At 47.3% G+C, this 13,526-nt stretch carries 9 protein-coding genes; 5 read left to right on the top strand and 4 right to left on the bottom strand.

Translation table 11 applies throughout. From position 1 onward, the window contains the following. Positions 1–175 precede the first annotated feature (175 nt). Positions 176–982, top strand: a complete 807-nt coding sequence (minD, locus tag QUA97_RS19520) for a septum site-determining protein MinD (RefSeq protein ID WP_194066505.1) — start codon at positions 176–178, stop codon at positions 980–982. A 247-nt stretch (positions 983–1,229) separates the two neighbouring features. Continuing rightward, entirely contained in the window at positions 1,230–1,601 is a 372-nt protein-coding gene (gene minE / locus QUA97_RS19515) for a cell division topological specificity factor MinE (RefSeq protein WP_194008435.1), read from the top strand. Between the two features lie 328 nt (positions 1,602–1,929). Here the strand turns inward: minE and QUA97_RS19510 are convergent, their stop codons facing one another. The 3 genes from QUA97_RS19510 to QUA97_RS19500 form a co-directional block, all read right to left on the bottom strand. Continuing rightward, positions 1,930–4,542 carry a chloride channel protein gene (locus tag QUA97_RS19510; RefSeq protein ID WP_333195606.1) on the bottom strand — a complete coding sequence of 871 codons (2,613 nt, stop codon included), beginning with the start codon at positions 4,540–4,542 and terminating at the stop codon, positions 1,930–1,932. 38 nt (positions 4,543–4,580) lie between these two features. Next, a complete protein-coding gene (locus tag QUA97_RS19505) occupies positions 4,581–4,793 on the bottom strand; it encodes a hypothetical protein (RefSeq protein ID WP_333195605.1) in 213 nt (70 codons plus the stop codon). Between the two features lie 86 nt (positions 4,794–4,879). After that, complete coding sequence (locus tag QUA97_RS19500) at positions 4,880–6,034, bottom strand: DUF58 domain-containing protein (protein WP_333195604.1); 1,155 nt, start codon at positions 6,032–6,034, stop codon at positions 4,880–4,882. A 417-nt stretch (positions 6,035–6,451) separates the two neighbouring features. On the opposite strand from QUA97_RS19500, the gene QUA97_RS19495 reads away from it, so the two are divergent. The 3 genes from QUA97_RS19495 (at position 6,452) to QUA97_RS19485 (ending at position 12,081) form a co-directional block, all read left to right on the top strand. Then, positions 6,452–7,735: a type IV pilus twitching motility protein PilT gene (locus QUA97_RS19495; protein WP_333195603.1), complete on the top strand. Its 1,284-nt coding sequence runs from the start codon at positions 6,452–6,454 to the stop codon at positions 7,733–7,735. Between the two features lie 1,029 nt (positions 7,736–8,764). After that, complete coding sequence (locus tag QUA97_RS19490; RefSeq protein ID WP_333195602.1) at positions 8,765–10,396, top strand: polysaccharide biosynthesis protein; 1,632 nt, start codon at positions 8,765–8,767, stop codon at positions 10,394–10,396. A gap of 479 nt (positions 10,397–10,875) precedes the next feature. Further along, positions 10,876–12,081, top strand: a complete 1,206-nt coding sequence (locus QUA97_RS19485; protein WP_333195601.1) for a glycosyltransferase family 2 protein — start codon at positions 10,876–10,878, stop codon at positions 12,079–12,081. 786 nt (positions 12,082–12,867) lie between these two features. On the opposite strand, the gene QUA97_RS19480 is transcribed toward QUA97_RS19485, so the two are convergent. Beyond that, entirely contained in the window at positions 12,868–13,422 is a 555-nt protein-coding gene (locus QUA97_RS19480) for an NYN domain-containing protein (protein ID WP_194008536.1), read from the bottom strand. Between the last annotated feature and the right edge of the window lie 104 nt (positions 13,423–13,526).

The raw sequence follows: 13,526 nt of genomic DNA, 5'->3' as shown, positions 1-13,526 counted from the left end.
CAACTGACAACTGACAACTGACAACTGACAACTGACAACTGACAACTGACAACTGACAACTGACAACTGACAACTAACAACTGACAACTGACAACTGACAACTAACAACTGACAACTGACAACTAACAACTAACAACTGACAACTGACAACTGACTAATAAATCTAAAATCGCTTATGGCTCGCATTATTGTTGTTACATCAGGGAAAGGCGGAGTGGGAAAAACCACATCCACAGCCAATCTCGGCATGGCTTTAGCTAAGCGGGGGCGCAATGTTGCCGTCATTGATGCCGATTTCGGTCTCAGAAATTTAGACTTGCTGCTGGGCTTAGAAAACCGCATTGTTTACACGGCCTTAGAAGTTCTCGCCGGAGAGTGCCGGTTAGAGCAAGCTTTGGTGAAAGATAAGCGGCAGCCGCGTTTGGTGCTGTTGCCGGCTGCCCAAACTCGGATGAAGGATGCCATCAGCGCTGAGCAAATGAAGCAGCTTGTGGGGATGTTGGGAGCAAAATACGACTATATTTTGATTGACTCTCCGGCTGGAATTGAACAGGGTTTTCAAAATGCGATCGCCCCGGCGCAAGAAGGCATCATTGTCACCACTCCAGAAATCGCTGCTGTCCGGGATGCCGATCGAGTCATCGGGCTGCTAGAAGCCAACAATGTCAAAAAAATTAGGCTGATCGTCAACCGGATCAGGCCTGCAATGGTGCTGGCAAATGATATGATGTCGGTGCAAGACGTGCGGGAAATCCTCGCCATTCCGCTGTTAGGCGTTGTTCCCGACGACGAGCGCGTCATTGTTTCTACGAACCGAGGCGAACCATTAGTATTGTCGGAAACGGCCTCTTTAGCTGGAACGGCCTTCGACAATATTGCCCGCCGCTTAGAAGGCGAAAAAGTTGACTTTCTCGATCTCAATTCCCGTCCCGAAAACTTTTTTACTCGCCTCCGCAAGTTCTTCAATACTAAAATTATGTGATGTGCTGCAATATTGGCGATCGACCTCAAACAGCAACCACCGCACCACAAAAATTACTTGAAAGTTTTCCCAAGTGATACCGGTTCCCCAAAAGCATCAAACTGCTGCCCCCTACTCCAACCCAGACGGGAATAAGTCATTCCCCAATCTTAAAATCTCAAACTTGTATTGAGCGAAGCCGAAGTATCTAAAATCTAAAATCGACTGACTTGTTCTATGCCCAACCCTTGACAAATCCGCTATACCCATGCTATACACACTTCTCGAACGACTTTTCCCGCGCACCCCTGACAACAGCCGCGACGATGTAAAACGTCGCCTGAAACTGGTTTTAGCCCACGATCGCTCAGAGCTCAGCCCCGAAATGGTTGAATCGATGCGCCGAGAAATTCTAGAGGTGGTGTCTCGCTATGTGGAAATCGATACTACTGAGTCGGAGTTTGCGCTTGCTAGCGATCAGCGGGCGACAGCATTGATTGCAAATCTCCCGATCCGGCGCGTCCGCCTCGAACAGCCACGGGAGAATTTGCCCCAGAATTTGCCCCAGAATTTGCCCCAAGATATTCCCGAGTATGTACCGGAGTATGTCGTGGACATTCTCCCGGAAACGACAGATTAACCGGGGAGCATCTGCGGCTTTGTAAAAATATTTTTTTGTGGGAATGCGATCCTTTACTAGGCGATCGCGCGACAGCGCTACAAAAACAAAACTCAGATGCTCTCTCAAAAAATGCGATCGTTTCTATTAAAAATTTTTCAAGATCAAAACAAATCACCGGATTAGCGATCGCTCTACGATTTCTATTCTGTTCGCTAGATTACTATAACAAAAACGTTTCGCAGTGCGGACGACCGTCCGTAATAAGAACGGACAGTCGTCCGCACGAACCTTATTTACTGTGGCTAATCGACCGGAAACTATATCTCTTGTGATTCATTTTTCTGCTTCAAGACGCTCTCACCAAAATTACATTGCAGTTGCTTTGACGAGAAATCAGGGCTGGAATATTTCCCTGTTTCATCTGTTGCAACAATCCCTCTCGACTCGCACCCAAAATAATCACATCGCTTCCATCCTGCTTGGCATAACTCAATACTGCAGCCGACACAGAAGCAGCACATACAGAAGTCGTTAATATAGAGGCATTCACTTGGGGCTTGAGAAACTCAGCGGCAGCTTTCAAGATTTCTTCGGTTGGTTCAAAGTCAACACGATTGGCTTGGCGCTCCTCAGAAGCATCGTACACATGAAATAATCGGACTTGTGCGGTTTTGGTCAGAGAAATCAATCCAGGTAGCAACCGAACTGCTTGATGGGCATTGGGGCCACCTGCCATTGGTACTAACCACCGCTCAAAAATTGCTCGATCGGTTAACTTCACCAACACTACTTCACAAATAGCCTGTCGAATCATAGTATCGACAACTCGACTAAAAACCTGCCCCGGTGTTTTAGTGCTACCTTTCCACCCCATGAAGACGAGATCGATATGTCGCTCTTCGATCGTTTCGAGAATGGCACTTGACAAATCATGGGCCACTAAAATCTGGGTATGGATCGGAACTTGCCACGCTTGACACAGACGGATTGCCTGCTTTAGTAACTTTTGACCCTCCGCCGTTTTTACTGGAGTTTCTGCAAGCACGTGATGTCTTGGCACAACAATCACCTGCAAACATTCAATTTCATAGTTGCGATCGCGGGCAATTGCCACTGCCATTTCTAACAGCGTCAGGGAGGTTTTTGGATTGCTCAACGGCACGAGGATGCGCCCTTGTCCAGTTTCTGGCGATTTGGTTTGGTGAACGATCCGAGATCGTTCTAGCTTTGGTTGAGCGAGACTTTCGTTGTTGAGATAAGCTGCTTCAACGCGAATAATATCGCTGCGGGTAATAATACCGACCAATCGCCGTCCTTCTACGACTGGTAAGCTATGGAGATTGTGTCGATCGAGCAAATGCAGCACATAGGCAAGCGTATCTTCTGGGTTAATGCGAACCGGCTCTGGTGTCATCAGATCGCTAACAAGATTCTCACCATTCAATCCTCGTGCAGAAAAGTTGGCAATATCCTTTTGAGTTACAATGCCGACAAGCTTGCCACTTTCTACCACCGGAAACGTGCGGTGGGAAGACAGGGAAAACGCCTGTAACGCTTCTTCCAGCCGAATCCGACTAGAAAGCGTTTCTACTTTCGGCTGCATCACATTCAATGCAGTTAAATCTGTCCAAGGATCTTGAGCGCTCGTTTCTTTCGTCAGGTGAATGCCTTTAAAGGCCAGCAAGCGATCGTAAAGCGAACCCTCATCAAGCAATTCTGCAATCAGATAAGAAGTCACAGATGCGATCATCAGTGGCAACACTAAATTAAAGTCAGTAGTCATCTCAAACACCAGGATTACCGCAGTAATCGGAGTGCGAGCAACCGCACAGAAAAATGCCGCCATCCCCACCCGTGCATAGGTGGTTGCCAGACTTAAACCCAAAACTTGATGTTCTCCGACTCCTACGAGGTATCCTAACGCTGCACCGAGTACCATGCTGGGAATCAGCAACCCGCCCGGTGCACCAGAACCGTAGGTGACGACGATCAGAAAAAACTGGATGCAAAAGACGATCGCCACGAGTTGCCAGTCTGCATTGCCGGTTAATAGCAGTTCTTTGAGTCCGGCATTGTCTCGAAATATATCTGGTAAAGCAGCGAATGCAATTCCCGTAATCAGCCCAGCAAATCCGATTCGCCAGGGTAAGCTGACATGGAAAAAGCGGCGGTACAACGTCAAACTTGTCAGGATTGAGCGATTGAACAGCACGCCAAGTCCGCCTGCTATGATTCCCAGCAGCAGGTAAAACGGAATCTCAGAAGCAGAAAAGCTGGTATTAAAGACAACAAGATGCAGGTCTAAATCGAGATTGTGCGAACCACTGATCCGAGCGACAACTGACCCGATGAACGAAGCTAGGATCGCGGTTCCCAAGGTGATTCCAGACACGTCTTGCAAGAGTTCTTCGACCACAAATAAAACACCTGCGATCGGCGCGTTAAACGCGGCTGCAAGTCCCGCTCCGGCGCCGGCTGCGAGGATCTGACGGCGATGATCGGGTGAAGTTGGGAACCATCGACTCAGTTGACTCGCTAACGCTGCCCCAATCTGTACCGTGGGGCCTTCTCGTCCGAGGGGTATGCCGGCAGCGAGTATGAGGGTGGCGCTGACCAACTTCACTAGGGCAATTCGTAAATTCAAAGGCATCGGAACGTTGGCGAGTACCGCCTTGACTTCGCTCATGCCGCTCCCGCTGGCGGCCGGAGCGAGGCGATCGACTATGAATCCAGACAAGAATCCGCCTAGGGCCCCGATCGAGGGCAGTGCAATATAGGCCGGGATGAAATGCGTTACCTGCTGCCGCCAGCCGCCGAGCCAACCAACTCCTTGTGCCAACAACAGCGCAGCCAGTCCCGACACTAGCCCAATCAGGCAGGCTTCAAAAATCGCCAATCGCTTGGGACGCAACAGTAGATGGGAAAAGCGACTCCAGATAAGTTTTCCGATGCGTATCATTTTGCCTTTGGGGAAAGTGCAGACGTTGACGATCCCGCTTAAAGCAGCGGTTTGGGGGATGGTGGATTGAGACCCGCAGGCTGCTCGGTGGGCGATCGCCAAAGCTGTTGTGGGTGATGAAACCAGTAGTCTATCGCAATGCCACCGACGAACAACAGCAGCAATAAATATAGTTCTGTGCGCCCAAAAATAGCGTTTGAGCGATCGCCGGGAGAAAATTTTCTCTCTTTGTCATCCAGTTCATCTTTCATATTTATTGAGCTAAATGATAGGAACACTCCCATTTTGACTGAAGCGGCTCCGATCTTCCTTCAGGGCGATCCTAACGTCTAAAAGTCTAGGAGATGCTTGCTTGTAACTGAAGTTCTAACGGTCGGTCGGAGCGAATTTCTAACCCTGGTAAATCGTGTTTTACTAATGTTTTTTCGCCTGTTTCAGCAGTGGCGCTCGGCCAGAGCACCCAGCGGCTACCTTGGGAAAGAGTGCTTAAACTCGTAGTGTTTGGAGTCAGCCAAATTATCGACTGTTTCGATCGATTCTCGATCGCCTCTTCCCCAGCATTAACCGCGGCTAAAGTTTCCAAAACTACCCGGTTCCCCGATACGAGTCCGGTTCCGGCCGTCCAAAGTTTGACGTTTAACAGGCGCTTGCTAGCATAGAAGTAAAGAGAAGCTGCTACTGTCACGGCTCGTTCAAATTCCTTTGCTTCCCACAAAGCGCCGCTGTCGAGAGCAATAATAATGTCTTGACCGCCGGCGGCAACTTCTAACTCTCTCACGCGCAGTTCTCCGTAGCGGGCGCTGGTGCGCCAGTGAATCAGGCGGGTGGGGTCTCCGTGGCGGTAAGGTCTGAGGTTGCGGGTGAGGCCTTCGGTAGCAGTTTGCGATCGACTGCGATTGTACAATTGCGGGCTGTCTTCTTGACCGATGCGATCGATCAAAGGACAAGTGCTCAACGGCAAAACCAGCGGGTAGACAACCGCCACCGCTTTCGCCGGACGGCTGCGGCGGCACCAAAACAACCCTAAAGGCGCAGCCGTTCTCAAGTGCACCTCTTGCCAGCGATAGATACCGCGCTGCGGGACTTCTATATAGTATGTATCCCTGTATCTACTGTTAGGCTCTATGACTTCGATCGGGCGGATGACCTCTTTTCCCAATACAAACGGCAAGATGTCTACCACTTGCAACAAAGTTTTAGGTTGGCGATCGCGATTTGTGATTTCTAGTTCGATCGTAATTCGATCGCCCGCACTCACAGGTTCGATGGGGCGACGGCGCACTTCCAAAGAACGAAGCGATTTGACCGGCAAAACCGCCGCTACGACCAACAGCGCCAAACTCCCACCGCTTAGTGCGTACAACCAACCAGCCATTGTATTAGTAGCAGACCCAAAAAAGAAAACCGTCATTCCCGATAGCAGCCAACCCGCGTAGGCGGGGGTTACAGCACGATTTTCGAGCCAGCCGACAATTTTTTGACTGATATTCATACAAGTTAAAATTGTTAATTAGTCGATCGTCCCATCAAGCCCAATTGTAAAATATTTTCAGCATCTAGCACCGAATGAGCCAGCGAGCGATTAGATTATAAATTGGGTATTTTTTCGCAGTTCTAGCAGTTCGAGCCAAACATAGGGTATTGAGCGATCGATCCCTCAATCCTCCAATCCCTAAATCCCCCAATCTAAAATCTAAAATCTAAAATCTAAAATCGACTCACTTCTCGCCTTTTTGATAAAAGCTATAATACACTGACCTCGCCCAATAACGGATACAACCTCCCGATACTCAATCACCGTCAATTCGCAAATTGTAGACCCTCATTGAAACTGCCAGATTCACGGCGCTGCGAGTCAATCCAAAATCTCAAATTTCACACTTAAAATCGACTGATTGGAGACTAAAAAATGAACCCATCAAACAATCCCACACCCCTTCGACCAGAGCCTCAAGCCCGCCGCACGCCTCCGCCGCCCCCGCCCTTAGCAATCGCAACTCCCGCGCCGAGTCCAGCCGCGCCGAGTCCGCCCTCCGCCCCCCCGCCGCGGGCTGTGGAGACACCCACCAGTACGATCGAACAAATGGTCAGAGATGCCCACAGCGCCTCGGCTTCCGACATTCACATTCGAGTCGGCCAAGTACCTCGATTTCGGATTCGGGGCGTGATGCAAGTAGCAACCACCCACCCCAAAGTAACGCCAGAATTGTTTGAAAATTATCTAGCCGAAATTCTCACGCCCGAACAGCGAAAACAGTTTGCAGCTACCAAGGAATTAGATACAGCAATTTTTTATCCAGGCTTTGTGCGTTGTCGCGTCAACTGTTTCGATGCCCTCAGCGGCGGTGCGATAGTATTGCGGTTGATCAATTTGGAAATACCGACAATCGATTCCTTGAGGCTACCAGAAGTTCTCAAAAATATCATTTTGCGATCGCAGGGATTGATTTTGGTTACGGGGCCTACAGGTTCGGGAAAATCAACAACAGTAGCTGCCATGATCGACCATCTCAACCAGATGGAACAGAAGCACGTAGTTACAATTGAAGACCCGATCGAATTCATTCACCCTTCCAAAAAATGCTTGGTCAGCCAGCGGGAAGTCGGCTTGCACACCCACGAATTTCAGCAGGCTTTACGGGCAGTTTTGCGGGAAGATCCAGATGTGATTCTGATCGGGGAAATGCGCGATCGCGTTACCATCAATACAGCCCTGCAAGCAGCTCAAACAGGTCACTTAGTAATTGGAACTCTCCACACTCGCAGCGCCATAAACGCTATTAACCGCTTGTTAAATATGTATCCGCCCGAAGAACAGCAAGCAATGCGGATTCAAATCTGCGACTCTTTGGTAGCAGTAATTGCCCAACTTTTACTGCCAACAGTTGACAACCGCCGCGTCGCAGTTCATGACATTTTGGTGAATACGCCCGCCATGCACGATTACTTAATGAAAGGTGCTGATGACGAAGCTTTCCGGTTGATGGAACATGACACCTACGAAGGAATGCAGATTATCAACCAGGGTCTTTATAAACTGGTGCTCGAAGGCAGAGTGACGATCGAAGAAGCAGCAAAAAGTTCTCCCGAAGCCAGCGATTTAGACCGTCGCTTACGGACTGGAGGCTACGATGTTGGGGACGCTCGCGGCTTTGAAGGCAGCAAAAAAGAACGCAGCATTCGCGACCGGTAGCAGCACGCATATAGGGGTAGTCTTGTTCTGGCTACCCACCAATTCATACTATTTGAGATTTGAGATTTAAGATAAGAGTTGAAATTAAAAAATTGGGAATGACTTATTGTGTACGGATCTGTGGCAGTTTGAGGGAAAAATGAGGTATTGAGCGATCGCTAAATACCTCATATCATATCCGGTCAATTACCATCACAAAAACGCTTCGTAGTGCTAATCGATCGGAGATGATATCAATCGCTCAATTCCCCAATCTAAAATCTAAAATCGATAGAAGCCTGAATTCCCCAATCTAAAATCTAAAACTCGTACTGAGCGAAGCCGAAGTATCTAAAATCGACTCAGTTCTCACCTTTTTGATAAAAGCTATAACCTCGTATATGGCTGTTCTAAAAAAAGTGAGGTATACCCTATGCCCAATCCCTCCGCTTCGCTTCGCTCCGCCCAATGCCCAATGCCCTGTTTGGCCAATGCCCTATCCCATATAGTACCTCCTATGAGAGCACAGAAAGGCTATAAATAGCAATATTTTAGGCACACCGCAATATTTGACAATGTTTTCCGTATCTTTACTTAAACTTTTAATACAATTAGTAATAAAAAAGACATTTTATTGATAGTGGCAAGGATTATTAAGTTTCTTTAACGCCTGCACTACTTTATATTAACTTTAAAATTGCGTGAATATTCTGAGGTAATTACAAAGAAATAGTAAAGATATGTTGTGACTATTGCCAACGGCCAGCAACTTACGTTTATAGTTGTAGTGACTAATTTTTGACAGAGAAAGTTCCGACTTAGCAGCTAGCCAAAGCAAGCAGATTAAAAAATCCTTAATAAAACCACAAGTAGACTGAAAATAATTATTTAGTAGGAAAGCAGATCGCGTATCTTTCCGATTAAGTAGCTTTCTCTGTAAAAACAACCCAAATCAGCCGAATTTTAAAAATTCTGTCCCTCAAAAATCAGTTTAACAACTCTGAATCAGCATCAGCAACCGTATTTCTATAATTTAAAGGAGCCCAGAAAGTGAATAACACATTTAACCCCTCAGAAGTGTTTGAAGATGCCAGCAAAGCGGCAATAATCAATCGCATCCAGCAGCTAGTTCCCCCAGGTTCCCCCGAACCGCAAAATCCGCAAATCCTAGCAACGCTACAAACTCTCACCGCACAGCTAATCTGGGCCTATCAAGCCGACGGACAACTAGAAAGCGAACCTTTTAGCGATGTGCGCGATCGTACCATTAACCTGTACAGCCTCGCCTGCAGCAACAAAATCAAAGGAAAAACTATCCTCATCACCGGCGGAGAAGGATGCGTCGGGAGTTTTCTAATCGAAAAACTCCTCTCTCTAGGCGCAACTAACATCATTTCCGTAGACAAAGCCCGATGTCAAAACCCCGACGAAAATCTCCCGCACTTTAACAAAGAAGGCGCAGTAACTTTCTACGCCGCCGACATTCGCAACTTGCAGGCGCTCAAACACATATTTGAAGTAGAAAAACCGCACATTGTTTTTCACCTAGCAGCCCAGCGCCAGCCCGGATTAGCTGAAATCCAAATTCGAGAAACAGTTACAACCAGCCTGTTGGGATGCAAAAACGTCATCCAACTTTCCGAAGAATACGGCGTAGAAGACTGCATCTTCTCTTCCACAGGCAAAACATCTCGATATTTTACAACCGAAATTTACGCCGCGTCCAAAAAATTTGCAGAATGGCAATTTGCCAAAGCAGCTCAAGAAGGAAAAGTCACCTACGGGATGGTTCGCTTTACTCATATGCTAGAAAATAGCTTGTTCTGCGAGCAAATGTCCAAGAAAGTACAGCAAAGTAAAACAGTCAACGTTCACGCCCCCCACCGCTACGTAACCGCTCAAAATCTAATCGAAGCCGTACATTTGTTACTGAATTCGCTCGTGGTTTCCGTTCCGGGAAAACTGAAAATAGTCGCCGTCAGCAATCTAGGATGGCCGACAGAAACCTTAGAAGTTGCTTTGTATAAAATTCAAGAATCCGGCAAAAATTTGCCGATTTATTTTCAAGGACTTTTACCGGGATACGAAGAACCATTTTTCTTAGGACAATTTGACTGGAACAAACCTACAGACATTCATCTCCTAATTAATGTTCTGGAAGATCCTTTCAGAAAAATTGACCAGGCTGGCGACATGGTGATTCTAGAACTAGCTCCTTTTTCTTTGTGCATGTTAGATAAACAAGTGTCTAACCTGGAAAAATTAATTAGCGATCGGAATTTCCCGGAAGTGCAAATTAAGCCGGCTCTTGTCGCAGCGGAAAAAGAGGTAATTGCTTCTTCTTTTGCGTGGAGTTCCGCCGCAGAATTGCTGAAGATTTTGCAGTGGGGAGTCAATCCGAAAAAATTGCAAGGTTACGGAACAGAAGTCGCTGACTACAGCGAAATTATCCAACTCCTCCTGCAAGGAATGTACGGGAGGCTCAACCAAGAAGTTTTGAACTGTGCTGGAGTTAATGCTGATGAATTTGATCGATTAGTGGAAAGTCTTTCTGCGGTGGATTCTCTTCAAGCAGAAGTGGGATATTTGCGATCGGTCTCCAAATGTATCAGACAATCTGCACTCCCGGCACAGTTCACTCAAAAAAAATCTGAACCTGTTCCTGTGCGGGAAGCGGCGTAATTGAAAAACTGTTGAGAGATTGCTTTGTCATTTTTAGTTGATTAAAAGCTAAACAACCCGAAACCCGGTTTCTTTGAGATACCGGGTTTTTCAATTTTGGGTCTGTTTGAGGTTTAATTAAGTGATTTACTTAAAATGGTAAGAATCGACATGATATGATATCATGTTGGAGCGAACGATTGCAATCAAATTAGTTCGTAGTAAGGACTAAAGTCCTCTCTTGGAACTGACTCGCATTCCTAACTACAAACCTAATAATGGTGATGTTTTCGTATCTTATAAGTTAAATATAGCGGTTATCAAGCGTGGTGAGGTATGCCCAATGCCCAATGTCCTATGGGAGCCCTATGCCGCATAGTACCTCATCTTTCGCTTGAAAAGCTATAGTGTCGATCGCTGAGTTGACTGAGGTGAAATTTGATTAAGTCAATTCAATGACCGCTGCAAATTAAATTAAATTAAATTAAGGTGCTAAAATTGTGGAAATAAATCAGCTATCGTTCCTATTTGTTGATGTTGTACTTTTGACGATCGCCCTAATCCTGCTAATTCCCGTTGCAGTTCTATTTCTAGAATGCAGTGCAGCTTTCCTTTCCAGCTTCGGCACCACAGACGAAACCAAAGAACCCCGCCCCAAAATAGCAGTTTTAATTCCCGCCTACAACGAAGCAGCAGGAATTGTCGCCACTATCTCCACCATTCTGCCGCAGCTAACACCTCAAGACCGCCTGTTAGTCATTGCTGACAACTGCACGGATGCTACGGCCCAAATCGCCCGCAACTGCGGTGCAACGGCGATCGAGCGCCACGACACAGAACGTAAGGGGAAGGGATACGCCCTGGATTTCGGCTTGCAGTCGATCGCCTCAGACCCCCCAGAAGTAGTCATTATGGTTGATGCAGACTGCATCTGCGAGCCAGATTCCATAGAAACATTAGCCCGCGTTTCAATGGCCAAACAAAGACCGGTGCAGGCCACATATTTAATGGAACAGCCGCCCGATCCTACCCCCAAAGATTCGATTTCAGCCTTAGCATTTCTCGTGAAAAACCTAGTCCGCCCCAGCGGATTAAAACAGTTAGGATTCCCGTCATTGCTAACAGGTACGGGCATGGCTTTTCCCTGGCTAATCATTCGAGATGTTCCTTTAGCTAGTGGCAATATCGTGGAAGATATGCAAATGAGTTTGGATTTGGCGATCGCCGGACATCCAACCGTATTCTGCCCCGAAGCCAGAGTCACAGGGTGTTTGCCGCAGCAGCAGGAAGCAGCTAAAACTCAAAGAACCAGATGGGAACACGGACACATCCAGACGTTGCTAACTCAAACTCCCAGGCTGGCGACAGCTTCGATCGAGCAACAGCGTTTTGACTTAATGGCGATCGCCCTTGACTTATCCGTCCCTCCCCTATCGCTTTTAGTTGCTCTTTGGCTAGCCGCTTTTGTCGCCTCCATAGTAGGAGCAATTATCGGATCATCCGCGATTCCTGCCATCTTGTTAGGAGTACAAGGACTGCTAATTTTAGTTGCAATTGTCAGCGCTTGGGGAAAATTTGGCCGTGCCGACATTTCCGGCGCAACTCTATTATCCGTACCGTTTTATATCCTGTGGAAAATTCCTTTGTATCTGGGTTTTCTGCTGAAGCGACAAACTAATTGGGTGCGAACAGAACGCGATGTTTAGTATTCCGTAGGGTGCGTCACCCGCCTACTCGACCTAACTCAAACAGCTTTTTTCGGGGACACCCTAGGATGAATAAACCGATCGGGAAAAACTATACTTTTACAAATTTTCTTGATGACGGATTTACCTTAAATAAACGGCTGCCGAAAAACTCGATCGAGAAAACCAAATATTTCGATGGGAAGTAAAAAGCGGTTGATATACAGCGTATTCCCTGTAGGTGGAATACGCTGTATGAATCTGGTGGAAAATAAAAACAAAAAAATCTGAAGCTGGAAACATCCAACTTCAGACTTTTACTAACTCCCCGGGTAGGATTTGAACCTACGACCAATCGGTTACACTTATCCCAACGTTTCCGAAGGGCGCGGACTATTTCATCATCCCTAAAACGCAGACTTATCATCTGTCGCGGGATGTCGGGCGCTGTGAGATTTATTGGTTAGGCTCCTCATCTCTAGTCTCTGCACCTTTCCGGCTACTTGCGATCGAAACCGCTGCCTTTCGCCAGACTTGGCTCAAGATTGCCGCCACCCGAAGTGCTGCGGTTTCCTTGAATTCACCCGATTTTTCAGTACCCGTTACCGGATAAAGCTGCTATGTCACTAGGGCTTTTGGTTGATGCCAAAGGCTTGCATTCATTACAGCCGATCGCTCTGCCACTGAGCTACCGAGGATTGCGTGGTTTTTGTCGTCCACATTTACTAATAGTAGCTGAACCTATTCGATTTGGCAAGGCCTTTTGCAAAGTTTTTTTTTTCTCATGCAGCAAGCGGGTTTGGGACGCTAATGCAGCCCCATTCTCATTCTGGCGAGGCGCTGCTGCGATTCTGGATCGAGGGAATTGGCCAGAAAGCGACTGGAATTGTGTTTGCGGGATTTGTGCTGGCGCTCGCTGCGGCGGGCGGTGGATTCTACGTCAGCCGCTAGTTGTTGGGCAGACATCCATTCGGCACCGTAGCCGACTACGGTTAATTGCTGGGCTCTGTCGGAGGTGGCGACAATCATTCGGCTTTTGCCTTTGACCGATCGCAACTCGTAGCGCAAATTAGCACAAGACTTTTCAATATAAGTATCTGCTGTCTGACCGAAGTCAGTGTAGTGCACAGATAAATTTTTAGTAATAATTTCTTTAACGCTGGGAGTGTTTCGATACTGAGCGTCAAACACGAGTCTAGCTTCAAAATCTTGTACGGCGCTGTAGTTAACCAAAGCCTCAATCAACTCGCGGCGGGCTGTTTCGAGTTCGTCGCGATCGCGCTTCTCTCGGAGTCGAGGCCAAAGTCCAATTATGTTATAGCCATCTACAAGTAACACTGCTTGCGATATATACGGTGACATGGTTCAAGGCTGAAGATCTCCAGCAGATAGAGGACATTATTTGCATTGTTCATCAAAGCTTTTGTTAAATCTTATTACACATCGATGTTCGATCGCTAGCTGCA

This window comes from Microcoleus sp. CZ3-B2, from assembly GCF_036705055.1.
In the GTDB taxonomy this organism is placed as follows: domain Bacteria; phylum Cyanobacteriota; class Cyanobacteriia; order Cyanobacteriales; family Microcoleaceae; genus Microcoleus.
This window is presented reverse-complemented; position numbering and strand designations above follow the sequence as displayed.

Excerpts from the sequence above, each read along its gene's own strand:
- QUA97_RS19495 (WP_333195603.1), top strand. The coding sequence starts at position 6,452 with ATGAACCCATCAAACAATCCCACACCCCTTCGACCAGAGCCTCAAGCC.
- minE (WP_194008435.1), top strand. The coding sequence starts at position 1,230 with ATGCTATACACACTTCTCGAACGACTTTTCCCGCGCACCCCTGACAAC.
- minD (WP_194066505.1), top strand. The coding sequence starts at position 176 with ATGGCTCGCATTATTGTTGTTACATCAGGGAAAGGCGGAGTGGGAAAA.
- QUA97_RS19510 (WP_333195606.1), bottom strand. The coding sequence starts at position 4,542 with ATGATACGCATCGGAAAACTTATCTGGAGTCGCTTTTCCCATCTACTG.
- QUA97_RS19505 (WP_333195605.1), bottom strand. The coding sequence starts at position 4,793 with ATGAAAGATGAACTGGATGACAAAGAGAGAAAATTTTCTCCCGGCGAT.
- QUA97_RS19480 (WP_194008536.1), bottom strand. The coding sequence starts at position 13,422 with ATGTCACCGTATATATCGCAAGCAGTGTTACTTGTAGATGGCTATAAC.
- QUA97_RS19500 (WP_333195604.1), bottom strand. The coding sequence starts at position 6,034 with ATGAATATCAGTCAAAAAATTGTCGGCTGGCTCGAAAATCGTGCTGTA.